27 protein-coding genes and 1 pseudogene are annotated in these 25919 nt (G+C 65.6%); 10 read left to right on the top strand and 18 right to left on the bottom strand.

Going from position 1 to position 25919, the window contains the following annotated elements; translation table 11 throughout:
- A partial coding sequence (locus VFW69_RS17135; RefSeq protein WP_526502734.1) for an LLM class flavin-dependent oxidoreductase occupies positions 1 to 565 on the top strand: 565 nt, incomplete at its 5' end.
- 3 nt (positions 566 to 568) lie between these two features.
- Here VFW69_RS17135 and VFW69_RS17130 read toward each other — a convergent pair.
- Positions 569 to 1681, bottom strand: coding sequence for an ABC transporter substrate-binding protein (locus tag VFW69_RS17130; RefSeq protein WP_526502731.1), 1113 nt, complete (start codon positions 1679 to 1681; stop codon positions 569 to 571).
- Between the two features lie 12 nt (positions 1682 to 1693).
- Positions 1694 to 2479, bottom strand: a complete 786-nt coding sequence (locus VFW69_RS17125) for a spirocyclase AveC family protein (RefSeq protein WP_526502729.1) — start codon at positions 2477 to 2479, stop codon at positions 1694 to 1696.
- A gap of 227 nt (positions 2480 to 2706) precedes the next feature.
- Here VFW69_RS17125 and VFW69_RS17120 point away from each other — a divergent pair, with 227 nt between their 5' ends.
- Entirely contained in the window at positions 2707 to 3357 is a 651-nt protein-coding gene (locus VFW69_RS17120) for a TetR/AcrR family transcriptional regulator (RefSeq protein ID WP_526502727.1), read from the top strand.
- A 15-nt stretch (positions 3358 to 3372) separates the two neighbouring features.
- Positions 3373 to 4575 carry a cytochrome P450 gene (locus tag VFW69_RS17115; RefSeq protein ID WP_526502725.1) on the top strand — a complete coding sequence of 401 codons (1203 nt, stop codon included), beginning with the start codon at positions 3373 to 3375 and terminating at the stop codon, positions 4573 to 4575.
- 84 nt (positions 4576 to 4659) lie between these two features.
- Here VFW69_RS17115 and VFW69_RS17110 read toward each other — a convergent pair whose 3' ends face one another.
- Together VFW69_RS17110 and VFW69_RS17105 are read right to left on the bottom strand one after the other, a co-directional pair.
- The gene (locus tag VFW69_RS17110; protein WP_526502720.1) at positions 4660 to 5649 is read right to left on the bottom strand and encodes an alpha/beta fold hydrolase; all 990 of its coding nucleotides are present in this window, start codon (positions 5647 to 5649) and stop codon (positions 4660 to 4662) included.
- A 42-nt stretch (positions 5650 to 5691) separates the two neighbouring features.
- Positions 5692 to 6219 (bottom strand): lipoprotein LpqH, encoded by a 528-nt coding sequence (locus VFW69_RS17105; RefSeq protein WP_526502718.1) that lies wholly within the window; start codon positions 6217 to 6219, stop codon positions 5692 to 5694.
- Positions 6220 to 6348: 129 nt separating this feature from the next.
- Between VFW69_RS17105 and VFW69_RS17100 the strand changes: the two genes are divergently transcribed.
- The 3 genes from VFW69_RS17100 to VFW69_RS17090 are packed head-to-tail and all read left to right on the top strand — an operon-like array spanning position 6349 to position 8629.
- Complete coding sequence (locus VFW69_RS17100; protein WP_526502716.1) at positions 6349 to 6708, top strand: ArsR/SmtB family transcription factor; 360 nt, start codon at positions 6349 to 6351, stop codon at positions 6706 to 6708.
- Positions 6705 to 8213, top strand: a complete 1509-nt coding sequence (gene arsB / locus VFW69_RS17095) for an ACR3 family arsenite efflux transporter (protein ID WP_526502714.1) — start codon at positions 6705 to 6707, stop codon at positions 8211 to 8213. Before VFW69_RS17100 ends, arsB begins: the two co-directional genes overlap by 4 nt.
- Before the next feature lie 2 nt (positions 8214 to 8215).
- A complete protein-coding gene (locus VFW69_RS17090; RefSeq protein ID WP_526502712.1) occupies positions 8216 to 8629 on the top strand; it encodes an ArsI/CadI family heavy metal resistance metalloenzyme in 414 nt (137 codons plus the stop codon).
- A 14-nt stretch (positions 8630 to 8643) separates the two neighbouring features.
- On the opposite strand, the pseudogene VFW69_RS17085 reads toward VFW69_RS17090, so the two are convergent.
- The 8 genes and pseudogenes from VFW69_RS17085 to VFW69_RS17050 all read right to left on the bottom strand — a co-directional run bounded on the left by VFW69_RS17085 (position 8644) and on the right by VFW69_RS17050 (position 17971).
- Positions 8644 to 9368, bottom strand: a pseudogene (locus tag VFW69_RS17085) (hypothetical protein).
- The gene (locus VFW69_RS17080; protein WP_526502710.1) at positions 9368 to 10246 is read right to left on the bottom strand and encodes a TIGR03619 family F420-dependent LLM class oxidoreductase; all 879 of its coding nucleotides are present in this window, start codon (positions 10244 to 10246) and stop codon (positions 9368 to 9370) included. The pseudogene VFW69_RS17085 and the gene VFW69_RS17080 overlap by 1 nt, the downstream one beginning before the upstream one ends.
- Complete coding sequence (locus tag VFW69_RS17075) at positions 10243 to 11052, bottom strand: SDR family NAD(P)-dependent oxidoreductase (RefSeq protein ID WP_526502708.1); 810 nt, start codon at positions 11050 to 11052, stop codon at positions 10243 to 10245. The genes VFW69_RS17080 and VFW69_RS17075 overlap by 4 nt, the downstream gene beginning before the upstream one ends.
- Positions 11053 to 11259: 207 nt before the next feature.
- Positions 11260 to 12114 carry a sulfurtransferase gene (locus VFW69_RS17070; protein WP_526502738.1) on the bottom strand — a complete coding sequence of 285 codons (855 nt, stop codon included), beginning with the start codon at positions 12112 to 12114 and terminating at the stop codon, positions 11260 to 11262.
- A gap of 121 nt (positions 12115 to 12235) precedes the next feature.
- Positions 12236 to 13381: a glycosyltransferase gene (locus VFW69_RS17065; protein WP_526502706.1), complete on the bottom strand. Its 1146-nt coding sequence runs from the start codon at positions 13379 to 13381 to the stop codon at positions 12236 to 12238.
- A gap of 331 nt (positions 13382 to 13712) precedes the next feature.
- A complete protein-coding gene (locus tag VFW69_RS17060) occupies positions 13713 to 14903 on the bottom strand; it encodes an AAA family ATPase (protein ID WP_526502736.1) in 1191 nt (396 codons plus the stop codon).
- A 33-nt stretch (positions 14904 to 14936) separates the two neighbouring features.
- A complete protein-coding gene (locus VFW69_RS17055; protein WP_526502704.1) occupies positions 14937 to 16541 on the bottom strand; it encodes a Na+/H+ antiporter in 1605 nt (534 codons plus the stop codon).
- 59 nt (positions 16542 to 16600) lie between these two features.
- Positions 16601 to 17971: an MFS transporter gene (locus VFW69_RS17050; RefSeq protein ID WP_526502702.1), complete on the bottom strand. Its 1371-nt coding sequence runs from the start codon at positions 17969 to 17971 to the stop codon at positions 16601 to 16603.
- Between the two features lie 126 nt (positions 17972 to 18097).
- On the opposite strand from VFW69_RS17050, the gene VFW69_RS17045 reads away from it, so the two are divergent.
- Together VFW69_RS17045 and VFW69_RS17040 are read left to right on the top strand one after the other, a co-directional pair.
- Positions 18098 to 18532, top strand: coding sequence for a protease inhibitor I42 family protein (locus tag VFW69_RS17045; protein WP_526502700.1), 435 nt, complete (start codon positions 18098 to 18100; stop codon positions 18530 to 18532).
- Positions 18533 to 18569: 37 nt separating this feature from the next.
- On the top strand, positions 18570 to 19049 hold the full coding sequence (locus tag VFW69_RS17040; RefSeq protein ID WP_526502698.1) for a hypothetical protein: 480 nt from the start codon (positions 18570 to 18572) through the stop codon (positions 19047 to 19049).
- Positions 19050 to 19052: 3 nt separating this feature from the next.
- Here VFW69_RS17040 and VFW69_RS17035 read toward each other — a convergent pair whose 3' ends face one another.
- Complete coding sequence (locus tag VFW69_RS17035; RefSeq protein WP_526502696.1) at positions 19053 to 20345, bottom strand: alpha/beta hydrolase; 1293 nt, start codon at positions 20343 to 20345, stop codon at positions 19053 to 19055.
- Positions 20346 to 20525: 180 nt separating this feature from the next.
- On the opposite strand from VFW69_RS17035, the gene VFW69_RS17030 reads away from it, so the two are divergent.
- Positions 20526 to 20882 (top strand): type II toxin-antitoxin system HicB family antitoxin, encoded by a 357-nt coding sequence (locus VFW69_RS17030; RefSeq protein ID WP_526502694.1) that lies wholly within the window; start codon positions 20526 to 20528, stop codon positions 20880 to 20882.
- A gap of 13 nt (positions 20883 to 20895) precedes the next feature.
- Here the strand turns inward: VFW69_RS17030 and fdxA are convergent, their stop codons facing one another.
- Positions 20896 to 21222, bottom strand: coding sequence for a ferredoxin (gene fdxA / locus VFW69_RS17025; RefSeq protein ID WP_526502692.1), 327 nt, complete (start codon positions 21220 to 21222; stop codon positions 20896 to 20898).
- A 288-nt stretch (positions 21223 to 21510) separates the two neighbouring features.
- On the opposite strand from fdxA, the gene VFW69_RS17020 reads away from it, so the two are divergent.
- Positions 21511 to 22461 carry a LysR family transcriptional regulator gene (locus VFW69_RS17020; RefSeq protein WP_526502690.1) on the top strand — a complete coding sequence of 317 codons (951 nt, stop codon included), beginning with the start codon at positions 21511 to 21513 and terminating at the stop codon, positions 22459 to 22461.
- Here the strand turns inward: VFW69_RS17020 and VFW69_RS17015 are convergent.
- From VFW69_RS17015 to VFW69_RS17000, 4 genes are all read right to left on the bottom strand, one after another.
- A complete protein-coding gene (locus tag VFW69_RS17015; protein WP_526502688.1) occupies positions 22458 to 23174 on the bottom strand; it encodes a sirohydrochlorin chelatase in 717 nt (238 codons plus the stop codon). The two genes, VFW69_RS17020 and VFW69_RS17015, sit on opposite strands and share 4 nt — an antisense overlap.
- 7 nt (positions 23175 to 23181) lie before the next feature.
- Positions 23182 to 24849, bottom strand: a complete 1668-nt coding sequence (locus VFW69_RS17010) for a nitrite/sulfite reductase (RefSeq protein WP_526502686.1) — start codon at positions 24847 to 24849, stop codon at positions 23182 to 23184.
- Between the two features lie 326 nt (positions 24850 to 25175).
- Positions 25176 to 25586: a nitroreductase family deazaflavin-dependent oxidoreductase gene (locus VFW69_RS17005; RefSeq protein WP_526502684.1), complete on the bottom strand. Its 411-nt coding sequence runs from the start codon at positions 25584 to 25586 to the stop codon at positions 25176 to 25178.
- A gap of 15 nt (positions 25587 to 25601) precedes the next feature.
- Positions 25602 to 25919, bottom strand: a 318-nt coding sequence (locus VFW69_RS17000; protein ID WP_526502682.1) for a cytochrome P450, incomplete at its 5' end; no start/stop codon positions are given.

Here is a 25919-nt window from a genome sequence, read left to right as displayed (position 1 = left end):
GCTCGCCGGTGAAACCTTCGTCGAGGACGGACGGCGGATCACGGTGACACCCCGCCCGCTGACTCCCGGCGGCCCGGGACTGATGTGGGGTGGGGGCACGGTCGCTGCGGCCCGTCGGGCCGGCAGGTATGGCCTGGGCATGCTGGGCAACTCCAACGCACCAGGTATGCAGGAGGCCTACGAGGAGGCGTGCCGCGAGCACGGCCATACGCCCGGGCCGACGATGTTTCCCGACCGCAACACGCCCTCGGTCGTGTTCGTCGCCGACGACGTGGATCAGGCGTGGAAGGAGATCGGCGAGCATCTGCTGCACGACGTGCGAAGCTACGCCGCGTGGAACCCCGGGGACGAGACGACGGCGGGCTTCAGCCACGTCAACACCGTCGACGAGCTGCGTGAGACGGGGACGTCGCACGTGATTATCTCTGTCCCTGAGGCGATCTCGCGCGTCAAAGCCGGCCAGGTGCTCAACCTGTCGCCGCTGTGCGGCGGGCTGCCACCGGACATCGCGTGGCCCTATCTCAAGCGCGTGGGCGAGGTTGTGCTGCCGGAGGCTCTCGGCTGACCGCTACTCCTCGCCGAACCGATCGACGAGGTGCGAATTGACACCGTCGGCGTCGAGTCGGCGTGCCACCAGATAACCCGCACCCACCCAGGCGCGGCGAGACCAGTTGCCGAACGACACCCGGGTTCCCGGGGCACCGGATGCGGCCGGCATCATCTTGACGCGTTCGAGCGCTTCCTTCACCCCGCGCGGGCTCAACGGGTGCGCATCGGCGAGCGCGCGCAGCAGCGTGTGCGCGACGTCTCTATTCACCACCGGCACACACCATTCCGGTCGCCGGCCGTAGGCCTCGTTGTACTCGTCCAAAAATTTCTGCCCGACCGTGTTTCCCTCGTCGTACTGGTCGACCCCGGTCCAGCCCATGAACGCGTTCCACATGATGGGGTTGAGCCAGGCGTTCTGAAAGGCGGTACCGCAGAACCGGGGCGGATCCCAGCCCAGCGCCTCGAGCCCCGGGTTGACGAACACGATCCCGAAGCCGAATCCGCAATGCACAATCGCCTGCGCCTTCGCGTCGTGCAGTGCCCGGACCGCGGCCGTTACGTCTCCGGCGGTCTGGGCGATCGACGCCTCGGCCACAATGCGAATACCCTTGCTTCTGCACGCATCCCGGAAGTTCTTCAGATACGCCTCGCCGATCAGGGATTGCTCGATCAGCACACCCACCTCGGTATGCCCGCCCTTCGCGAGCAGGTCCGACCAGAAGATCGGCTCGTCGGTGTGCGAGCCCATCGGAAATGCGAAAACCCATTCGCTCAGCGCCGCGTCAGATCCCGTCACGCTGATGCAGGGGACCTTGAAGCACTCGTCGATCGCTTCGCGGGTCGGGATCACGTTGTCGCCGATGTTTGGGCCGAAGACGGCCAGGCAGCCCTCGTCACACAGCTCGCCATAGGCGTCGATGACCGCCTTGACCGATCCCTTGGGCAGACCCTCCACTTCGCGGTAGATGATCTCGATCGGCCGATCGATCAGCCCTTGGTCGATTCCCTTCTTGAACACCAGATCAAACGGTTGCGTCAGGTCCTCGAAATACGTTTGCGGAAAGCCCTCGGGCAGTAGGAAGTCCATCAGATAGCCGATCTTGATCGGCTCGGCTTTGCTCTCGTAACCCACCAGAACTCCTGCTTATTTGGGTTGGTTCGGCACGCCTGGGTACAGCTGTTCCGTCGGGCCCGCGGTCACCCAGCCACCAAGCTTTGTAATGAGATGGGGCGCAAAGACCGCGCCGTAGAGCAGGTTTCCCATCACGACAACGACGACGATGGACAGGACAGACGCTTTCAGGCGACTTCCCACCCTCTTCTCAGCCCACGCCTCGATGACATTCCGTTTTTCCGAATCTGTCCGTCCCAGAAGGTAGGTGAAGACCATCATCTGGATGCCCATGGCGAGGGAGTCGTAAAGCGGGTATTGGTGCTTGGTCCCCTCGAAGATTGCGAGGCCGGGAATCACGTAGCCGTAGTAGAAGTTGCCGAATTGGGCTCCTGTGACGGCGTTGAACACGAAAGCCCAGCAAAATCCGACGGCGAGGCCGACTGTGAGAAGGGTGATTGGCCTGCGCCATCCGAACTCTGCGGTCAGCCATCGTCCGAGGGCGGCTCCGATCAGTGCGGGGATCGCAAAGTAGGAGATGTAGCCGATGGGCACTGACGATGGCAATCCACCCCATGTGACGTTCAACGGCCACCAGGAAGGCATGCGGGGCAGAGCGGGCGGAAACTGTGCGTACATCGCCCAGTCGTACGGTGACTCGATCCACGAGAACGAGATCGCTGAGATGCTGAGAAGCAGCAGTGGGTGGACGCGTCGGCGACGGTAGCTCAGATAGATCCCCATGGCGAGGAACGCGATGCCACTGACTAAAGCAAAGTACATAGCCCCCGCCATCGCGGGCGTCATTTCGGTCCTCACTGCCGGCCCGCTTCACTCGGTTGGCGCCTCGCCTCGGGATCGAAGCGGAGTACCAGCCCGAATATCAGGACGATCAGCCCGAACAGCGTGCCGAGCATGATGACAGCACCCATGGTGTCACCCTTCCGATGATGCGCTTCTTTAAGATAGTGGATACTATCCTATGTGGATAGCGGATACTATCCCCAAGCCGGCCGATCCAAGGCCGTTCGGAGGAGTGGACATCGGTGCCTCAGCGAGCAATTAAGCAGCCGTTGCCGACAACGGTGGCGCGTCGCCGCCGCGGCGAGCCGCGCCGGCTTCTGCTCGACGCTGCCCGGGAGCTCTTCGCCGGTCAGGACTATCGCAGCACCACGACACGTGAAATCGCCCAGGCCGCCGGCGTCACCGAACACCTGCTTTTCCGCAACTTCGGTTCGAAGGCCGCGCTATTCCGCGAGGCGCTCGTCGTGCCCTTCGTGAGCTTCGTCGACGAATTCGGCCAGACCTGGCAGTCGGTGGTTCCCGAGGAGACCGACGAGCAGGAGCTGACACGGCTTTTCGTCTCGCAGCTCTACGACGTGTTCGTCGAACACCAGGGCCTGCTGTTGACCCTGATGGCCGCCGAGAGCCTCAGCAACGAGGAGAAGGCCGACGCCGGCATCGCCGAGATCCGCCGGGCGGTCACCGTGCTGGGCCAGATCAGCGTGGAAGGCATGCAATTGCGGGGGCTGCGGTCGGATCACCCGGACCTGCCAGCCCACTCGACGGTCTCGATGATCGCGGGCATGGCCGCTCTGCGCTCGACCTACTTTGGGGACAAGCCTCCGCCGCGGGAGGTGATCGTTGAGGAACTCGTTCAAGCGCTCTTGCACGGCTTCTTGCACCGCAATGACTGAGTTAGGGATTCGACCATGACAAGCCCCAGTGCTGTTGAATTGTACTACGACCCATTCGATGTCGAGATCGACTCGAACCCGTATCCGGTGTGGAAGCGGATGCGCGAGGAAGCGCCGCTGTACTACAACGAGAAGTACAACTTCTACGCGCTGAGTCGATACGACGACGTGGTGCGCGAACTGCCGAACTGGGAGACCTACCGCTCCGGCCGAGGGACCACGGCCGACATCTTGTTCGCGAATATCGAAGTGCCCCCGGGCATTCTGCTGTTCGAGGATCCTCCACTGCACGATCTGCACCGCAAACTGCTGTCTCGGGTCTTCACTCCCCGGCGCATGCTCGCCGTGGAGCATTTGGTGCGCGGGTTCTGTGTCGGCGAGCTCGACCCGCTGGTCGGCGGGAACGGTTTCGATTTCATCGCGGATCTCGGCGCGATGATGCCGATGCGGACCATCGGGTACCTCCTGGGCATTCCCGAGGCTGATCAAGAGAAGATCCGCGACCGCAGCGTCGCCAACATTGAATTGTCCAGGGACAGCGACCCCGCCGCGGTCGATGCGAATGTCTTCGCGAATTCCATTGCCCTGTTTGCCGAGTACATCGAATGGCGGGCCGATCATCCCTCCGACGACCTCATGACCGAACTCTTGGGGGCCGAGATCGATGAGCCGGACGGCACGCGGCGTCCGCTGTCACGGACTGAGGTGCTGGCTTACACCGCGATGATCGCCGGTGCCGGCAACGAGACCACCGCTCGCCTCATCGGTTTCATGGGCCAACTGTTGTCGGATCACCCGGACCAACGCCGCGAACTCGTCGCGGACCCGGCGCTGATCCCCGGCGCGATCGAGGAGACGCTGCGGTACGAGCCGCCGTCACCGGTGCAGGCCCGCTATGTCGCACGCGATGCCGAGCACTATGGCCGCAAGGTTCCCGAGGGGTCGTTCATGCTATTGCTGAACGCCTCGGCCAACCGCGACGAAAGCCACTTCCCGGATGCGGATCGCTACGACATCCACCGCCGCGGAGCTCATCTCAGCTTTGGGCAGGGCCTGCATTTCTGCTTGGGCTCCGCGCTGGCCCGTCTCGAGGCGCGGGTGGCCTTCGAAGAAGTCCTCAAGCGCTGGCCGGACTGGGAAGTCGACTATGCGAACGCCCAACGGGCGCATACCGCGAGCGTGCGTGGGTGGGCCCGCCTGCCCGTTGTCGTGGGGTAGCTCCCGGTCTGGCTCTTTTCGTCGAGCGTGAAGTTAGTTTCACGCTCGGCGCCGAACGTGAAGGTAGTTTCACGCTGGGCGCGGCTAGGCGTCGCTTTGGTCCACCAATACCGCGCCGTCGGGCTGGTTTCCCAACGTCTGCAACGGAATATGCCCGCCCTGGGCGGTGAGCCGCACGATCTGGGCTAGTTGCCCCGGCGCGTCGCACTGCAGATAGTGGTCGGCGCCGGGCAGCACCCAGTAGCGGTTGCGGCCCGGCTTGTTCCTCAGATACGTCTGCCAGACGGAATTGGGGACTCGCAATGGTGAAACGTTGTCGTGGACGCCCCAGACCACCGTCGTGTTGACCTCGCTGGTGGAAAGCGCTTCCAGCCAACCGGTTTCGTCCGCGGCGCGCTCGTGGAGATATTGAATCGTGTCGGGCAGCACGCGGATTCCGTCGTTGTGGGCAAAGCATTTGGCCAACGCGGCGATCTCCGGATCTTCCAGCGTCCGTCGCGGCATGAACGTGCTTGCGCCCATGCCGGCCGCCAACATCTCCGGCGTCGTGGCCGCCGCGGTGGGCCGCGCGGTCGCCGGGTCGAGCAGTGCGGTCTGAAAGGCGGTGAGGTTGGACAGCGGCAAGTAGATGTTGGCGTTGGTCAAGATCAGGTCGACGGGTACGGCCGGCGGATCTTGTGCGGCAAGCATGCCCACCGCGATCATGCCGACGCTGCTGCCGCGGTCATGGGTGAGCATCCGGTATTGGGTGAGCCCCCACACCTGAGTGATCGCATAGGCGAGCAGGCGCGCGTCGTCGTAGAGGGAGTACACGTAGGGCTCGGGCGGTTTGTCGGAGAGTCCGTAGCCGGGGAAGTCCAGCAGGTAGATGTCGAAGTCCGCGCTCAGTTCACCCGCCAGCGCGAAATAGTCGATGCTGCTGGTCGGAAAGCCGTGCACCAACACCAACGCGGGCGCACCGGGAGTGCCGCACCGGCGACTGAACACCGCGACCTCTTGGCCGTCGTTGGCGGCCGTTGTCGAGCGCCACCGAAGCTCGGTGCCGCCGTCTTGCCACTGCGCAAAGATGTCCAAGCTGTCAGCATCGCAGAGGTGGTCTCGGCGGACAATACGCGCCTACGGGCACGTCACGTGGATCCCAAAGGTCACGTCCCGCAAACCACTTTGGCCGGGCGTGGTCGCTTGGCCCGTCCCCGTCACCGTGTAGCCCTTGCCGACCTTGGTTGTTTGGACCTGAGTGGGTGATTTGGTTCCCTGGTAAGGCAATTGGTACTGACCGTTGTCCAGCTTGAGCGAAATGGCGAAGCCGTCGATGCTGGGCGGCTGCTCATCGGAGATGGCCAGCGACACCGACGCGGAATCGTCGTGCACGCTGATCCGGGTGGTGAGGTCACCCGATTCCGGGGGCGACGCGCTCGGCTGCGCCGCCGATCGGGTGCAGTCCACCGCGGCGATGATCGTGTGTCTGTTCCCGTCGATCATGACGGTCGTGCTTGTCAGAGGCGGACCTGAACTCGGGGCGGCGGCCGGGTGATCCCCCTTGCTGGAACAGGCCGGCAGGCCGGCCCCCAACGCCACCAGGCCCACTGCGGCAGTCGCGCGAACGGCCCACCGCTGGCAGCGGCAATTGCCGGTGTTGGTCATGGCACTCCCTTGGGACGAGGACGACACGAGGACTATAGGACCCGTTCGTCCCCCCTGCCTGACTAAAAGCGGAGCATGTGAAAAACTCCACCGCTGGCGCTCTGATTCGATACATGCTTATATAGATGGATGTCGAATCAATCGTTGATGGACTGTTGCCCGGCATTGGGTGCGGCCGCTTTGGCCGAGCCGCAGGCCGCGGAGCTGGCGGCGATGTTCAAGGCGCTCAGCGATCCGGTGCGGCTGCGATTGTTGAGCCTGGTTGCCAGCCACCCCGGTGGCCAGGCCTGTGTCTGTGAGATCTCCCAGACATTCGACGTTTCGCAGCCGACGATCTCCCATCACCTCAAGACGCTGCGGTCGGCGGGTCTTTTGGACTGCGAACGGCGCGGCACGTGGGTGTACTACTGGGTGGTTCCCGCTGCTTTGCAACAACTTTCGTCGGTGTTGAGCGTCGACGCACGAGTGGCCGCGAATTGCGGGTCATGAGCTTGACTGACACGGCGGTGGGCGCCCGGCTGTCGACGTTGGATCGTTTCCTGCCGGGATGGATCGCGATCGCCATGGTTGCGGGCCTGTTACTCGGCCGGCTCGTCCCGGGCCTGGGGCGCGCGGTCAGCGCCGTTGAGGTCGACGGCATCTCGTTGCCCATCGCGATCGGCCTGCTGGTGATGATGTACCCGGTGCTGGCCAAGGTGCGCTACGACCAGCTCGATAGCGTCACCGGTGACCGCGGGCTCATGGTGGCCTCGGTGGTGCTGAACTGGCTGATCGGGCCCGCCGTGATGTTCGCCCTGGCCTGGCTGCTGCTGCCGGATCTGCCTGAGTACCGCACCGGACTGATCATCGTGGGTTTGGCGCGCTGCATTGCCATGGTCATTATCTGGAACGACCTCGCGTGCGGTGACCGTGAAGCCGCCGCGGTCCTGGTCGCGTTGAACTCGATCTTTCAGGTCGTCATGTTCGCCGCGCTGGGCTGGTTCTATCTGTCGGTGCTGCCAGGGTGGCTGGGTCTGAGCACGACCGGCATCGATGTATCCGCCTGGCAGATCGCCAAATCCGTACTCATTTTCCTGGGCATCCCGCTGCTGGCGGGATACCTGTCGCGTCGTCTCGGCGAACGTGCCAAAGGCCGCAGTTGGTATGAGAGTCGTTTCCTGCCCCGGATCGGGCCCTGGGCGTTGTATGGGTTGCTGTTCACCATCGTCGTCCTCTTCGCGCTGCAAGGCCACCAGATCACCTCTCGGCCTTGGGATGTCGCGCGAATCGCGCTACCGCTACTGGTGTATTTCGCGATCATGTGGGTCGTGGGATACGCGCTGGGAGTCCTGTTGCGATTGGGATACGCCCGCACCGCCACGCTGGCATTCACAGCCGCCGGCAACAACTTTGAGCTCGCGATCGCGGTGGCGATCGCCACCTACGGCGCCGCGTCGGGTCAGGCACTGGCCGGTGTAGTCGGACCGCTTATCGAAGTCCCGATCTTGGTCGCACTGGTCTACGTTTCCCTGGGCCTGCGACCGCGGCTCTTTGGTGAGTCTGGCAGTTCCTCCGCCGGCGCCGATAGGCCTAACGTGTTGTTCGTCTGCGTGCACAACGCCGGCCGTTCGCAAATGGCCGCTGCCCTGCTGAGTCATTTGGCCGGCGACAGCGTCGAAGTGCGCTCCGCTGGAACGGAGCCCACCGATCAAATCAATCCGGCCGCGGTGGCGGTGATGGCCGAATGGGGGATTGACATCACCGACGTCCCGAAAGTTCTCACCGTCGACGCGGTGCAGCGCAGCGACGTGGTGATCACGATGGGTTGCGGCGACACCTGCCCGTATTTTTCGGGCGTCTCGTACCGAGATTGGCGCCTGCGCGATCCCGCCGGTCAGCCGGTCGAGGCGGTGCGGGCCATTCGTGAGGACATCGCCGAGCATGTCCGTGCACTCATCGAGGAACTGCTCGGGACCACGATGACGATCGAGATACCCGCTGAGAAAGGAAGGTAACCATGTCGCGTGTTCAACTGGCCCTCAACGTCGACAATCTCGACGAGGCAATCGCGTTCTACACCAAACTTTTCGGCGTCGAGCCGGCCAAGGTCAAACCCGGCTATGCCAATTTCGCCGTCGCCGAGCCGCCGCTGAAATTGGTGTTGCTGGAGAGCCCCGGCCACGGGGGCACCCTCAACCACCTCGGCATCGAGGTCGCCTCCAGCGACAACGTGCATAGCGAAAGCCAACGGCTCGCCGGGTCCGGTCTGCTGACCGACGAAGAGATCGACACGACGTGTTGCTTCGCCACTCAGGACAAAGTGTGGGTCAGCGGTCCGGGCGGTGAACGATGGGAAATCTACACGGTGAAGGCCGATTCCGAGACGTTCGGACCCGCCGGCCAAACGGAGTGCACCTGCTGCGCCTCATAGGCTGCGGTCACGGCCTACGGCCAGGCTTCCCAACTGATCATGCTGCGCAGTGGGCCGGCGAATACCGGGCGGACCGCCGTTGAACGCCAACGCTCTTCGATGATGGGGGCCAGCGCACCGATGGTGGTCAGCGGATCCTCGTCGAGATAGACGACGGTGATGTACTGGTGATGGTCCGCCAGCCACGGGGTAGGTGGCTCCACCCGGCGCTGGAACCGAAGGTCCACACGCCGGCCGTACCCGGTGTCGCGAGCAGGGCCGGGTAGTGCTCTTCGTGCAACCATTGCAGCCAGTCGTCCGGCCGGCCGTCGCTGGGTTCTTCGACGATCAGCACGACGCCGCGGTGCGGTCGAAACGGCACCACCTCGGGCGACACCAGGGCGTGCGGCGAGGATTGCCACTGCAGGAGGCGCAGGCCGGCCACTTGCAGCGACGGTCGCACGACCGGGAAGCGACCGTTGTCGCGCAACACGCGGCCAAGCGTGACGAAGTCGTCGAAGGTCTTCTCGACGGGATCGCCGACCAGGTAGTGCACCGCGTTGTGAATGTCGCTCAGGAGACCATTGGCCGCCAGGCGGTGGTCGGGATAATCGCCGTCGGCGATCCAGCGCAACCCATGCACGATGCCCGGCAGCTGGTATTGCTCGGGCATGTGGTCCAGCAGGTGCCAGCGCAGATAACTGCAGTCATCGTCGGGCGGGGCGGCGGTGAGACTGAATATGCCTGCCCTGACGCGCATCACGCGCAACCGCCGGCGGGGGGATGGAGCTCGGCGAGGGCGTGCAGGTTCTCCAGGTAGTGCTGCAGCGAGGTGTGGCGGAAGGCGGCGTGGACGATGGTCGCGCCGTGCGCGGCGGTCTCGCCCAGCAGGTCGCGGGCCTTCTCCGGCTGGGTGATCGGATCTAGCAATGCGGGAGCGGGCAGGACGACGTCGAATCCGGGATGAAGGTCGAAGCGTCCCAGCCAATCCCGGGCCTGCCGCAGGCTCACATTGAAGGGGGCCCAGCCGTCGGCCAGCGTTGCGGCGCGGCGCAGGGATCGAAGCGTCCGCCCACCGATCCAGATGGGCACGCGCTCCTGGACCGCGCACGGATCGACGACCAACCCGCCGAACGAATAGAACTCGCCGTGGTAGGCCGGTTCGTCGACCGACAGCGAGGCGCGCAGCGCCCGCAGGGCGTCGTCCGCGCGAGGGCCACGGTCGTCGAAGGATGCGCCGATGAGATCGAATTCTTCCTCGAGGCTGCCGACCCCGACCCCCAGAATCAGCCTCCCGCCGCTGATCTGGTCCAGGGTGCCGTAGCGCTTGGCGATTTCGAGCGGATGGTGGTAGGCGAGCACCAGGACGTTGGTGGCCAACCGGATTCGTTGCGTGCGTGCGGCCAGGTAGCCGAAGGTGGCCAGCGGGTCCCAATAGCGGGTGCCGCGGCGTCCCCGCTCGGCCGCGGGCAGCGCGATGTGCTCGCTGCAGGTCAGGTGGTGGTAGCCGAGCCGGTCTGCGTCCTCGGCGATCCGAGCCAGATCCTCGATGGTCGCCGTTTTCTCCCAATCACCGCTGCTCCCGGGGAACATCGTCACCACCGGGGTGGCCACCGACAGTTTGGTGTGTCCGCTCATCCCTGCATGTACCCTCCGGCATCGACGGGAATGGATTGGCCCGTGATGGTGCGGCTTTCGTCGCTGGCCAGGAACAACGCCAGGTTGGCGATGTCCTCGGGCGAGGAGATATCCTGTAGAGCAACGCCTTTGAGTTGCTTGGCGCGAACCGTTTCGGCGTCGACGCCTTGCTCGTCCGCGGTGCGTTGCACCCATTTACGCCACAGCTCGGTGTCGATGGCCCCGGGCACGATGCAGTTGCACCGGATGCCGTGCGGGCCGACCTCAAGGGCGACGGCCTTAGTGAAAGCCCGCAGTGACGCCTTGGCGGTGACGTAGTGCGTTTTGCGGACCATGCCGGCGTAGCTGACCGTGGAGGAGAAATTCAGGATGACGCCGCGGCGGCGCTGCAGCATCGACTGGTTGAGCACCTCGCGGGTGCACAGCATCGCGGCGGTGACGTCGATGGCGATGGTGGCGTTCCAGTTGTCCAGCGTCTGCTCCCATATCCAGCGGTCCTGTCCGGGCGCGGCGGCGTTGTTGCACAGGATGTCGACGTGACCGAACTCGTCGACCGCCCGCCTCACCATGGCCGCGACGTCGTTCTCATCGGTCACATCGGCGCGCGTCGCGATGGCGCCGGGACCGGCCGTGTGCGCGGCGGCGTGGACCAGCTCTTCACGTCGCGCGGCCAGCAACACCTTCGCGCCTTCACGGACGAACAGCGAGCCCAGTACCGGTCCCAGGCCGGTGCTGGCGCCAGTGATGATCGCGAGCTTGCCGTCGAGCCGGCCGGTCATAATTGTGGTGTTCCCAGGCGGATTCATGCCGGGGCAGATTCTAACAACTTTCGATGGGGCGTCGTCCGGCAAACCGGTGATGGCGGCCGACCCCTCACCAAAACGGTTGCGGCGGCTTCTCCTTCGGGTGTACCGGCTCTCCGACCATGAGGTGTTTCGCAGATCCGCTAGCGTATGTGCGAGCGCATTTGAAAGTCGCCTAATGGTCGGCCGCCGCTGGGCGACGCAAGCCGACTATTGGCCGCCGCGTTCCACCGGATGGCCGGGATCCGAGCTCCACTCCGACCACGACCCCGGATACAACGCGGCCTCCCGGCCCATCGCGGCGAGCGCGGCGATCGTGACCGTGGCGGTGACGCCCGAGCCGCAGTAGGCGGCCACCGCGTCGTGACGCTCGATTGCGCGATCGGACAACAGTTGTGCCAGTGAGTCGTCGTCGAGGAAGGTGCCGTCGGCCGCCAGTACCGAGCCGCTGGGAAGATTTTTCGCGCCGGGAATATGGCCGGCGACGGGATCGAGAGGTTCGACGTCGCCGCGATAGCGTTCCGGTGCGCGCGCATCGAGCAGCGTCACGGTGTCTTCGGCGACTCGCTCGGCCGTCAGCGTACGGCGGCTTCCCGCGTACAGATCATCCTGCGGCACAGTCACATTCCCGGGCGTTGGCTCGACCGGCCCGGTCTCGAAACTTCGTCCGGCTGATCGCCACGCGTCCAGGCCGCCGTCCAGAATGCGTACGTTGTCGAGTCCGGCCGCGGTCAACACCCACCACGCTCGTGCGGAGCCGGCGCGATTCCAGTCGTCGTACGCCACGACCAACGCGTCCTGCCGGATTCCCCAGCTGCGCGCGGAGGTTTCCACGTTGTGTCCCGACGGCAGCGGATGACGGCCCTTGCCGGAGATCGTGTGGTCGCTGAGGTCATCGTCGAGTGAGACGTACACGGCGCCCGGAATGTGCCCCTCCAGGTAGGCCGCCCGCCCATCGGGCACATCGATCCTCCACCGCACATCCAGGATGGTCACCGGATCGCCGGCTTCAATGATGTCCGCCAGTTCGGCGGCGGTGATCAATACCTGACTGCGCGCTCCCACCGGATCCTCCTTGTCGGTCTGCAGCGAGCCTAGCCAGCACTGCGACCTGTGCGAGCTCACCGATGGCGCCTTCGCCGGACAAGCTCCGCCGTACCCGGGGACGCGGGCGGCCTCGGAAGCGTTATGCGGTTTGTTCGGAATCGCCACGCGTGTCGTCGAAGGACGGTGCGCCCAATGACGCCAGCATGCCGGTCGCGGCGCGGTGCCAGGTGAAGTCCTCGGCGCGGCGTCGTGCAGAAATGCGTCGCTGCCGTTCGGGGCGACTGACGATGGCGCGGATCGCTTTTGCGATGGCGGTCGGGTCGTTGTCGGCCAACGCGCCGCTGTCCGGCGTGATGATCTCGTTCAACGCCGACGTGAGTGAGACCACGGCCGGGGTTCCGCACGCCAGCGATTCCAGCGCGGCCAGCCCGAATGTCTCATGCGGCCCCGGCGCGAGCGTCACATCGGCCGACGCCAGGAGTTGCGCCACGGTGTTGCGGTCGGAGACGAAACCGGTGAAGTCGATCGGTAGCCGCGCGGCCTGTCGCTCCAGCCTGGACCGCAATGGACCCTCGCCCACGACCACCAGCCGCGCGTCGACACCGGCGTGGCACAGCACGCCCACTGCGTCGATGCTGCGGTCGACGCGCTTTTCCACCGACAGCCGCCCGCAGTGGACCAGCAGCAACTGGGTCGGCGCGGCCCACTGCTCGCGCACCAGATAGGAGTGGTGGCGCGGATGGAAGGTCTGCAGGTCCACACCGAGCGGAACCGTGACGGTGTTGTCGGCACCGATCCGGTCGAATTCCTCGCGCGCGAAACCGGTGGTGCACACGACGGTGTCATAGTTCGCGGCGGTGTGCGCATTGGCCACGTCGGCGAACTTCTGTGCGACCCTTCGCGGAAGAACTTGTCCGACAAGGCGATCCAAGCGTTCATGGGAGATCATCACCGTCGTGGCGCCGTAGTCGCGGCCCCACCGCCCCAGCGATCGCAGGGTGAGGCGGTCCGAAACCTCCAACGCGTCGGGTCGCAGCGCGGCCAGGAGCTCCTTGACCGGGCCCGGCATCACCGCGCGGTAGCCGCCGGTGAAGGGAATCAGGCGGGCCGGCAAGGTGATTCGGACGACGCCGGTGTACAGCTGGGCGCGTTCGGCGCGCTGGCCGGGGACGATCAAGAAGACTTCGTGCCCGCCGGCGCAATATTCCGCGCCTAGCCGGTCTATCGCGGTGCGAAGGCCGCCGGAGCGAGGGCCATAGAAATTGGCGACCTGTACGACGCGCATAACGTGAGGACACGCGGTGCGCATGTGCACTCACCAATGCTGAACCGACGCGTGCCTTAACTCTCTGTGAACTTCGCTTCCGGGCGCCGTTATCCGCCCGTCTTCGGCCCGAACCAGCGCTGTAGCGCCGCACGCAGGGCCGCTTCCTGAACCGAGCCGAATTCGTCGGCTTATATGTTGGGTGTGCATTCAGGGCTTTGAGTGTGCAGCCACGGCGGCGACACGCCGGGCGGACCCGCCCAGGACGCACATTCGACGCCAGGTTTCACACTCGCCGCCCAGGACGCACATTCGACGCGGCCGCGAAGACGCGCCGCGATGGCACGAAAGACTACCGAGTGCCCCAATCCCACCGGGGCGTCGTCATCAAAGTCTGGCCGCTGATGCGTGTTTCGCCCCAGTCCTTATACAGCTCGATCTCGATTGCTTGGCCGTCGACGGCGTCCTCGATATCTGCCACCGGGGTCGCGCCGAGAAAGTCGAGTAGCGACCGGGAATGGGTGACCACCACGACTTGCGCCTTCGCGGCGGTGGTGCGGATCAAAGATGCCAGCGGGGCCACCAGGTCGGGATGCAGCGAGGTCTCGGGTTCGTTGAGCACCATCAGCGAGGGCGGTTGCGGACTCAGCAGGGCGGCGGCCCAGAGCAGGAAACGCAGTGTGCCATCGGATAGTTCGGCCGCGCGCAACGCGCGCAGCATGCCGCGCTGTCGCAGTTGGACGTCGAACAACCCGTCATGGATGGCGACCGAGACGGTGGCGCCGTCGAATGCCTCGGCGACGGCGCGATCGAGGTCGTCGAACCCCGACTCGAGGATGGTCTGGATCGCGGCCGCCAGGTCGCTGCCGTCGTCGGAGAGTACCGGGGTACGGGTGCCCACCTGCGGGTGCCGCGCGGGCGCTCCCGCGTCGACCCGGAAGCCGTCGTAGAACCGCCAGCCGCGCAGCCGTTCTCGCACGGCCGCGAGCTCGGGAAGCGCGTGCGGGTGGGCGTATTCGGCGAGCACGCTGTGGTACGACGGCAGCGATCGGGACAACTCGTCGAAACCGCTGCCGGAATCCGCGCTGGCCTCGGCGAAGACTCGGGACCGGCGCACCAGCGTCGTACTGGGCCGCAGGACAGGGCCGGCGAACAACACTTCCCGCTTGATCTCCGGGTCGCGGGCGAACACCGATTTCCCGGCGGACTGCGGGATGCCCAAATCCACCAAATAGCCGAAATCGTCTGCGGCGAAGCCCAATTCGAGTGACACGGGCCGGGTGCGCACGGTGCCCTCGGTCTTCCCGGAGCGTCGAGCGCCCGCCGGCTGCTCCGGGCCGGCCCACAGCACCGATTGCAGCCCGCCCTCGCGCGCCAGCGAGCCGATGACCTCGCCGCGGCCGCAGTCGGCCAGCAGGCGCAGCGCGCGATACAGCGAGGATTTGCCGGCGCCGTTGGCGCCGGTGATCACCGATAGACGCCCCAGGGGCAGGATCACCTCGCGCAGCGAGCGATACCCGCGGATCGCGACGGTGTGCAGCATGGGGCCGACTGTACGGTCGGCCACCGACGGACCCTATTCGTCCTCGTCGTCGTCCGCAGCGGCGGCGAGCAGCTGCACTTCCTCGAGGTCCATCTCGTTTTGCAATTCGCGCAACACGATGTCGTCGATGAGGTTCTGGTTGCGCAGCGAAGTGATTTCGCGGCGCTTGTGTTCGAGCACGCCCAGACGCACCCGCCGGACCTTCTCCCGGCCCTTGAGTATGCGGCTGTCCGCCGATCCGTTCTCGGTGGCCAGCACCAGCGCCGCCTTTTCCTCGTACTCCTTTTGCAGCCGCCGCCTCAGGTCGTCGCCGATGCCGACTTCGTCGGCGACCGTGGGCAACGCGGCGAGGGCGGCTTGGGACCCCCGACATCGCGCCAGATGCAGTTCCTCGGCGTGGGTCACATCTTCGGGCATGTTCGCCCACCGAACCACGGCGGGCAGCGTGCTGCCCTGGACCAGGACGGTCACCAGGATGACGACGGTCACGATGAAGATCAGCAGGCTTCGGTCGGGGAAGGGTGCGCCGTTCAGTGTGGTCATCGGCACGGCCACCGCCGCCGCGAGCGATACGGCCCCACGGAATCCCGCCCAGACGGTGACGAAGCGCTGGCGCCAATTGACCCGGCGTTCGCGTTGAACCTGGCGGCGGTCGATGAGCCGGATCAGCAGCGTGGTGATTTCGCCCCAGAAGATGCGAGACACGATCACCACTCCGGTGATCGCCAGCGCCACGAACAAGGCGTGCCGAACTCCGCCGTCGACGCCCACGATCCCGCGCAGTGCTCCCGGGATCTGGACACCGACGAACACCCACAACGAGCCGTTGAGCAGAAATGTCACGATGTCCCAGAAGGCAAAGGACTGCAGCCGGGAACGGGCCCGGATCACCAGCGGGCTGGCGTAAGCGAGGACCAGCGCCGACACCATCACCGCGACGACTCCGCTGCACTCCATCGATTGAGCCAGCAGGAAGGCCGCGAACGGCGTCACCAGGCTCAATGCCCCTTCCTCCTGGGGGGCGTCGATTCGCTTGCGCAGCAGCGTCACCGCTCCACCGACCAACAGACCGGCGGCGATCCCGCCAAGGTAGGAGCCGATGAACCGAGCGGTGACCTCGGGCGGGGTGATCGCCGACCCACCGACCGCGACGTTGACGCTGACGGCGAACAGCACCAGGGCGGTGCCGTCGTTGATGAGACTCTCGGCCTTCAGCACGGTCAGCGACCGGCGTGGCAGCTTCTTCGCGAGACCGGCCACCGCCGCCGCGTCAGTGGGCGACAGCACCGCGCCCAAAACGCCGGCGGCGTGCGGATTCATCCCCAGCGCTCGCGCCGTCCACGACACCGCGACCGCGGTGGCGATCACCAGGACGATGCTGAGGAACACGATGATGCGTGCGTTGGCCCGGATCTCGCGGAAGCTGGTGTTGAGGCCCTCCCAGTACAGGATCGCCGGAAGAAACAGCAACAGCACGATCTCACCGTTGACCCGGATGTGCGCGAAATGGGGGATCAGCCCCAGCCCGACGCCCAGGAAGATGAGTAGTACCGGGGGACCGACGCGATAGCGCCGGCCTATGACCGTCCCGACGATGACGGTGGATACCAGGGCAACGATCAGTTCGAGGCCAAACACCAGCCCATCCTGCCGGACCCCCTCGGTATGCGCGCCGTGGGTTCGGACTCAGATAGCCACTACCCAACCGGTGATGGCTGATTGCGTGCGCGCTCCGGCTTGTCGCCGAGCGGTATCAGTGGCATCGCCGCCAGCGGAAACAAACCGCACACAGCGAAGGCCAGTGGATAACCGGCTGCCACGATCACTTCGGCGAACGCCGGCGGGGCAACCGCGACAATCAGACGCTCGAAGGTGTTTTGTTTGCCGAGCGCCCAACCAGACCAGAAGGGCCCGGCAATTTCGGGGATGGTCGTGAACGGTAGCCCGTTGTCGCCCGTGATCGCCGCGGCGATGACCATGGCCCCAACGGCGATTCCCCAGCCCAATTGATCGGTGAGTGCCAACGCCATCATGACCGTCGCGGTGACGACGGCGATCTTGCGGAGCGGCCCCATGCGTGAGCTGACGCGGTCTGCCCATCGCCCCGCCGCAATTCGTGTGACGGCGCCCAGCATTTGCGACACGCCGATCAACAGGCCCGCCCACGCCATCGGCAAACCATGCTTGCCGGTAAACCAGATCAGCATGAACGTCAGGACCACCGGTTGCGGCAGCATCAGCAGAGCCGAAGCGAAGTGAATTCGCCACAACGAGGTACCGCGATAGAGGTCGGCCAGTTCGCCCATCTTGATGTCGGGTCGCCCCGGGCGTGGCGGATCCTTGACACCCACCACGCTCACGACTGCCGCCACGGCACACAGACAGGCGGGAAACAACAGCGCCAGTGAGAGGTTGTGTTTGGCGAGCTCCGGGATGGCCAGGGCGGCTACCGCAATGCCCAATGGCTGCGCGGTCTGCCGTATTCCCATCACGAGGGAACGCTGGTGTTCCGCGAACCAACCGGTGACGAGCCTGCCGCTGGCCGGTATACAGCTGGCCGCGGACATCCCGCCGAGGATCAGAAACGTCCCCATTGCGATCGCCGAGTGCATCATGGACGCGGCCCAGCCCGCCGCCGCGGTCAGCGCCAACCCCAGCGAAAGCGCAAGTCGTTCACCCGCGCGGTCCAAAATAAAACCCCAGGGGATGAGCGTGAACATCATGCCGACGCTCGGCATCGAGGCCAATAAAGCGGCCTCGACCAAGCTTTCGCCGTGGTTCGACAGAGCGGGAACCAGGAAGGCGACCCCATTGATGAACACGTTGGCACACAACGTGGCCAGTTGTGAGACCGTCAACATCGACCAGCGCCTGGCCGTGGTGATCTCGTCCGTCGCCGTTCGTGTCATCGTTGCGGCGGCTTGCAGAGCGCGCGATCCAATAGGTGAGGTTTTGTCAATATTCCCCCAAAGCTCATGCAGCAAAGCCGAATTCAGAAAGCTAGCGGCTGGGCGAAGAGACACCCTTGAACCAGTTGTGCCGCCATACCCGAAGGGCGGCTCTGGCATGAGACCCCGAATACCCGAATCGGTGTCACTTACACCGCAGCGTGCTGTCGCGCATTGGCGACCAGTGTGGCTCGGCGACGTGATTGCGGGTATTAGGCTCCGGGGCGGGAATCGAAGGGGGATCCGGTGAAGGTCAGGCTGCTGGTAACAGTCGCCGTGCTCATGTTGTCGACGGTGGTGGGCTGCCAATTCGCGTCCAGGAACCCGCCGTCGACCAAAACGCTCGAGGTCCCCATGAACGATGTGCTGACGCAGAGTGAGATCAATCAGAACATCACCCTCTCCGTCGGCAACACCCTGGTGGTGGAGTTGGGCTCGAACTACACCACCCCGTACCGGTGGACGCCCGACACCAAGATCGGCGATGCGTCGGTCATCAAGCAGCTCAGCCACCAGTTCGTCCAGCCGACCTCTGACGCGCTGGGGGCGCCGGGCAACGAAGAGTGGACGTTCGCCGCCCTGAAACCGGGGACCACCACCGTCAGCACGTCGTACACCAGCTTCGTGGGCAAGGACGCCAAACCGGCGTGCACCTACACGCTGACCGTGACGGTGCAATAAGCCTGCGGGACACCAGGCGCGGGGCTACGGTTCGGACGTGTTCGGATTCCTTCGCAACCTGTCCCAGATCGGCCAGTTGCCCGCCGCGCTGCGGGAGGGACTCGAAGCCGAGGGGATCATCTTCAGTGCCGGCCGGGTGGGGGTGGTCCGGCACTTCAGTGGCCATGTGCCCGGGGTGTATTCGGCCTCCGGCGTCTCGCGGTATTCGGGTGGGTTCGCGTTCAGCGCCGACCGGATCGTTGCCACCTTTCCCGCGCGCGGCGACGCCAACCTGCGGTCCATCGACTGCCCGTGGGACACCGACCGGGGGCCGGGGCGGGTCACCATCACCAACAAGGGCCTCGGCATTGACATCGACCTCCCTGGAGTCGACCCCGCCTTCAGCGGCTCGATGAGGCTCAACTACAAGAAGACAATTCCCGACGAGGTGCTGGACGCCCTACCCACGACGACGCTGCGTTTTCCGGTGGAACCGGTGTTCGTCTACCGCGCGGCCGGGGTGCGTCCGAAGTCCTAGCGTTTACGACACCTCGGGGGCCGCAACAGCGTCGGCCCGCAGGTGCGCGGCGTAGATTTCGGCGAGGAATTGCTCGACGGCCACCGCGGCGTGGGCGGCGCGGACCGAGCCGAAGATGTCGAAAGCGTGTTGGGTGAGCGGTAATTCGGCGTACACCACCGGCTGCCCGCTGACTTGCCGGAGTTGCTCGACGAACGTGCGGGCTTGCTCGACGTAGGCCAGCGAGTCGTTGCTGCCGTGCAGGACGAAGAACGGGGGAGCGTCGGCGCGCACGTGGGTGATCGGTGACGCCGCCTCGAACGTCTGCAGGTGCGTCGAGGGCTTTTGTTTGATGATCGACTTGATCAGCAGCGCCGGCATCATCGGATGCAGCGTTTTGTCGAACCGCGTGAAGTCGTAGATGCCGTAGAGCGGCACCGCCGCCTGTACCCGGGTGTCGGCGTCTTCGAATCCCGGCTGAAATTGCGGGTCATTCTGCGTCAGCGCGGCCAGCGCCGTCAGGTGGCCGCCGGCCGAACCACCGGTGATGACGACGAAGTCGGGGTCGCCGCCGTATTCGGCGATGTGCTCCTTGACCCAGGCGAGGGCGCGCTTGACGTCGACGATGTGGTCGGGCCAGGTGTTGCGCGGGCTGTGCCGGTAGTTGGCCGCCACGCAGACCCAGCCCAGCTCGGCGAGGTGACTCATCAACGGGTGAGCTTGTCCGCGTTTGTTTCCCGTCATCCAGGCGCCGCCGGGGATTTGGAAGAGCACCGGTGCCTTGCCGGCCTGGTCGAGATCGGGACGTCGCCAGATGTCCAGGTGGTTGGCGCTGCCGTATTCGCCATAGCTGATGTCCGAGTCGTGGGCGTAGTCGCGGTAGATCCGCAGCATGCGTAACAGCCCCGGGGTCTTGGCGGTGCCGGCGCCGGACGGCTGTCGCCACAGGCTTTCCGACTCGGTGAGCCGGTCGGCCCCCAGCCCGCTGTCCAACGCCTCGGTCAGGGGCACGTTGGCCCGATGTCCCGCGCGGCTGAGGTTCAGCAGGCCCAGCGCCGAGAGTCCGGCGACAATCCAGGCGGTTATTCGCACGGGCCGAGTCAGGCGACGACCGGTCAACGCCAGTCCACCGAGCTGGGTGAGCAGCGTTTGCAGCGGCAATTCGGTGACGACGAGCCCGAACATCCACGAAAACAGCGAGGGGTATCCGCCGCGCGCGAACGGCCGGTAGGCGTTGAGGGTGGTCGCCGCGGTCACGGTGGTGACCGCCAACGACCCTATTTGCCGGATGACGTGGACGATTCGAGCTATCCGCATTGCCTCACCTTACGAAATGGGTAGATGACTTTCTGAATTGATAGCGCCCGCGCTATTGGATTTGGGACGGCCATATTGGTCCGGGAGAGGTGGGGGTGGTGTCAGGCGCCCCGCGCCGTCACCTCTGCGCTGGGGATAAGTGACTCGCGAAATCGTTAGCGCCCGTGCTACCAACCCGGCGTGAACCACTACACCTACCGCGTCGCGTGGTCGCCGTACCACGGCGAATACGTCGGCTCCTGCCTCGAATTGCCGTTCATGCGCCGCGAAGCGCCGACCGCGCAGGAGGCCATCGAGACGGTCGAGACGGCCGTCGACCGCCATATCGAAATCATGCTGTCGACCGGCGAAACACCACCGACGCCGATGGCGGACCGCAACTACAGCGGCACGATCGTGATAAGGACGTCCCCGGAGCTGCACAGCCGCCTCGCCGTCGAAGCCGCCGAACAACAGGTCTCGATGAACCAGTGGGTAGTTCAGAAACTTTCCGGACGGAGGCCAAGCGACACCTTCGGGCTCTCCGGATGGGACTAGCGGCACGTGATGGCTACGACGCCTCTGCTCTATTCTCTAGCTCCTTGACCGGGGCGGGGTCGTTCTCGGTCAGTCCGACCTTCGACGCTCCGCCGGGCGAGCCCAGCTCGGTGAAGAAATCCGCGTTGATCTGCAGGTACTGGCTGTGCTCGTCGGGCAGATCGTCTTCGTAGAAGATGGACTCGACCGGGCACACCGGCTCGCAGGCACCACAGTCGACACACTCGTCGGGGTGGATGTAGAGCATCCGGGCACCCTCGTAGATGCAGTCGACGGGGCATTCCTCGATGCACCCCTTGTCTTTGATGTCGACACAGGGTTCGGCGATCACGTAGGCCACGAGTGTTGTCCTTCCTTCTGGCTAGCGGGGTCAGCCGGCTGCGAGCGGTCAAAACACATCTGGCTGGCTAATTTAGCGCGACGGCACCCGCGTGGGCTACCGGCCTCTTGGTTGAAGCGATCGGTAACCCGCAAAAGAGCGGGGCCCAGGCTGCGGGGTCTGAACCTGGTGGGCTGCATGCCTCATGCGTCCCATGGTTCCGGGTCGGGCCGGGCGTGAGTAGAGGTTTGGCGTTGTGGTGTCACAAGCTATAGTTGTGTCACACGATTTGATTGTGAGCTGCCGCCCATGCCGCTTAGCCCTCGGTTGCCCGAACTCGCCTCGTTCGAGGCGTTTTTGGCGATCGCCGAGACCGGCAGCCTCGGCCGGGCCGCGCGTGAGCTCGGGTTGACCCAGCAGGCGATATCCCGACGGCTTGCCACGATGGAGGCCCAGATCGGCGTCACCCTGGCCGTCCGGACGACGCGCGGCTCGCAACTGACGCCCGCGGGCCTGATCGTGGCGGATTGGGCGACCCGCCTCATCGAGGTCGCCGGCGAGGTGGACGCGGGCCTGGGTTCGCTGCGAAAGGAAGGCCGCGAACGCATCAGGGTGTCGGCCAGCCAGACGATCTCCGAACAACTCATGCCGCACTGGCTGCTGTCCCTGCAGGCCGAGGCGACGCGGCGCGGCGATACCGCACCTCAGGTGCTTCTGACCGCCACCAACAGCGACCACGCCATCGCCTCGGTTCGCGATGGCAGCGCGGATCTCGGATTCGTCGAAAACCCCGGTACGCCAAAGGGTTTAGGTAGCTGTGTGGTGGGGGAGGACGAGCTGGTGATCGTGGTTCCGCCCGATCACAAGTGGGCGCGACGGGGGCGGGTGGTGACCGCGCGCGAACTCGCGCAGACACCGCTGGTAGCCCGCGAACTCCATTCGGGCATTCGCGATTCGCTGACGGCGGCGCTGCGCCGCGTGCTCGGGGATGACATGGAACAAGCCACGCCCGTGCTGGAATTGACCTCCGCGGCGGCGATGCGCGCCGCCGTGCTCGCCGGCGCGGGCCCGGCGACCATGAGCCGGCTGGCCGTCACCGACGATCTGGCGGACGGCCGCCTGCACGCCGTCAATATCCCGAAGTTGGACCTGCGCCGCAAGTTTCGCGCCATCTGGATCGGCGGGCGGACACCACCGCCGGGAGCGATCCGCGACCTGCTCAGCCACATCATCAGCCGCACAGCGGCGTCGAAAGCCTAGGCCGCAGCGTCCTCGGCGAGCACCTCGTCGTAGCGGTCGAGCACGGTCTCGGCCACCAGTCGGTGAGCCCCCAGCGGTGCCGCCATCCGAATGCCGTTGTCGCAGGCGAAGTTTGACACCCCATCGGTGATGAGGCCCGGCGCCAGGAACCACGGTGCGATGATGAGCCGGCGCGCGCCGCGGCGGCGCAGCCGATCGGCGGCGCGGGCCACGGATGCCTCGGGCCGGGTGGCAAACGCCGTTGCGGCCCCGGCCCATTGGGTGCCGGCGGTCAGCCGAGCCGCCACCCTGGAGGTGCGCGCATTGGCGGCGAGGTTGGACGAACCGATCGCGACGACTATCACCCCGAGGTCGTCGTCGAGCGGGGAAACCCCGACCTCGACGAGTCGTTCGCGCAGCACCGCGACCAGCCGCTGGTCTTCGCCGAGCACGTCGGCCTGCCGGATGCCGTGGGCGCCGGCGTCGGCGATCTGCTTGGGGATGTCCAGGCGCGCGTGATAGGCGCTGGCCAGCAGCAACGGGGCGACCACCGCGCGGCGGCTGTCCGGCAACCCGGCCAGCACGTCGGCGAAGTTCGGCGTGTTGAGCTCGAGGAACGCCAGCCGCACGTCGAGGTCGGGCCGCATCATCGTCAGGCGTTCGGCCACGGCTTCGGCGTTGGCCCCCGACCGGGGGTCGCGGCTGCCGTGTGCGGTGAGTACGAGTGTGTTCATCGCGGCCTCAGCGCAACTCGTCCTCGTCGGCGCGCAGCGCCCAGGAGGCGAAGGTCTCGCCGTCCTGTCGTCCGTCGAGGTATTTGCGCGTCACCCGGTCGATGTAGTCGCCCAGTTCGGCGCTGGTGACCTTGTGCTGGCGCAGTTTTCGGCCGAAGCCGCTCTGCTCGCCCAGGCCGCCGCCGAGGTGAACCTGGAAACCCTCGACCGAGTTACCCTCGCCGTCGTCGATCCACTGACCCTTGAACCCGATGTCGGCCACCTGGATGCGGGCGCACGAGTTCGGGCATCCGTTGAGATGCACGCTGATCGGCAGGTTGAGCTTAGAATCCACGTCGGCGAGGCGCTGTTCCAGCTCGGGCACCAAAGTCTGTGCCCGAACCCGGGTTTCGGCGAACGACAGCTTGCAGTACTCAATTCCGGTGCACGCCATGGTGTTCTTGCGCCACGACGACGGCCGCGACGGCAGGCCGAGCGCTTCCAGCCCCGCGACCAGTTCGTCGACCTTGTCGTCGGCAACGTCGAGAATGACCAGCTTCTGGAACGGCGTCCACCGCGCCCGGTCGGAGCCGGCCTCCTCCATCAGATCGGCCACCGCCGACAGGGTGGTGCCTGACACGCGCCCGACGACCGGCGCGACGCCGACGGCGTTGAGGCCGTTCTTGATCCTCTGCACCCCGACGTGGTCGATGGTGTGCTTGACCGGCGCGGGCGCCGGTCCATCGATCAGCCGGCGGTTGAGGTACTCGCTTTCCAGAACATCGCGGAACTTCTCCACACCCCAGTCCTTGACCAGGAACTTCAGCCGGGCCTTGGCGCGCAGCCGGCGGTAGCCGTAGTCGCGGAACAGCTGGGTGACGCCCTCCCAGACGTCGGCCACCTCGTCCAGCGGGACCCACACGCCCAGCCGCTGGGCCAGCATCGGGTTGGTCGACAGGCCGCCGCCCACCCACAGGTCCAGGCCGGGGCCGTGTTCGGGGTGGTTGACGCCGACGAACGCAATGTCATGGGTCTCGTGGGAGACGTCCTGCAGGCCGGACACCGCGGTCTTGTACTTGCGCGGCAGGTTGGCGTAGTCGGGGTTGTTCAGCGACCGCCGGACGATCTCGTCGATCGCGGGCGACGGGTCAAGAATTTCGTCGAGCGAGTCGCCGGCCAGCGGCGAACCGTGGATGCCGCGGGGGCAGTCACCGCAGGCCTCGGTGGTCTGCAGGCCCACGGAATCGAGTCGCCGCCAGATCTCGGGCACGTCCTCGATCCGGACCCAGTGCAGTTGCAGGTTTTCCCGGTCGCTGATGTCGGCGGTGTCGCGGGCGAATTCGGTCGAAATCTGGCCCAGCGTGCGCATCGTGTGTGCGGTCATCGCCTTGCCGTCGGAGCGGACCCGCATCATGAAGTACTTGGCTTCGATCTTGTCGGTGTTCTCGTCGCCGGTCCAGCTGCCGTCGTAGCCCTGCTCGCGTTGGGTGTAGAGGCCCATCCAGCGGAACCGCCCGCGCAGATCGTCCTTGGCGATGCTGTCGAAGCCCTGTTTTGAGTAGACGTTGATGATCCGATCGCGCACGTTCAGCGGCGCGTCGTCGTTTTTGAACTGCTCGGCGTGGTTGAGCGGCTCGCGATCGCCCAGCGCCCATTGACCGTCGTTGCGGGTCTTGACGGGACGTGTGGTGGTCATGTGGCGTTCTCGTTCCTCGTGGCGGCGCAGATCGGGCGTGAGATCCGGCCGTTTTGCGGCCGCAGCGCGGGCTGTCGGGCCGCGGCGTCGCGATGATGTTGGGTCTGTAGGCACCCGTAAGTTCGTCGTTGGACCCACGGGTCGCGATTTCCATGGTGCACCACTTACGGCGGCGTCAGTAGAGGTCATGTGTTGTGAAGACACAACTCCGCGTTGTGTGCGCTGCTTCACTTTGCGCGACGGCGATCGCCCTGCCACGAAGGAACCGACGTGGATGCCTCCGTCACCCCGGCGATCGGTCGAGAGCCGTTGCCTAGCTGACCCTTTCAGGCGACGTCGGCGACTAGAACGCCCATCCGGCGCAGCCCCAGGCGCGCGATGAAAGGCAGTCCGTCGCCGTCGGCCCCGGTGGGCAGCACCCGCAGGTTGGTGATGTGCACGTCGCGGTTGCGAACCTGCAGATCCGCCTCACCGGCGGCCAGCAGGTTCTTGACCCAGTCGGTCTTGCCGTGGCCCAACAGGATTGCCACGACGTTGCCCTTGCGATAGGCATTCACGACCGTGCGATACGGCTTGCCCGATTTGCGGCCGCGGTGGTTGACCACCACGAACGTCGGCAGAAAGCGCGCTACCCGCCGCATGACCGGGTTCATGTACTTCATCTGCAACCGGTCGATCCAGGAGGGGAAGAGCATCGGCAGGCCGGGTGCACTGTTGGGGTGGTCCTTGGCGGACATGAGAACTCCTGAGCTTTAGACGGGAAGTTTGGCGGAAGTCGTTCTGCGGCCGCCGAGTTGGGCCGGCAGCCGCGAGTATCCGTGCAAATTGATCAGGCCCCTCCGTTGTGGGGGAGCGGTGAGGCGCAGATCGGGGAAGGCTTCGAAGAGGGCGCGCAGTGCTGTGGCGCCTTCGATGCGGGCCAGGGCGGCGCCGAGGCAGGCGTGGATGCCAGACGCGAACGCCAGGTGGTCGCGCGCGTTCGACCGGGTGATGTCGAACCTGGTTGGCTCTGTGAAGACTTGCGGGTCACGATTGGCGCCACCGAGGAACAGTGCGACCATCTCGCCGGC

The organism is Mycobacterium sp., assembly GCF_036273375.1.
Classification (GTDB): Bacteria; Actinomycetota; Actinomycetes; order Mycobacteriales; family Mycobacteriaceae; genus Mycobacterium.
Note: the sequence above shows the minus strand (reverse complement) of the source record. Positions and strands in the feature narration are given on the sequence as shown.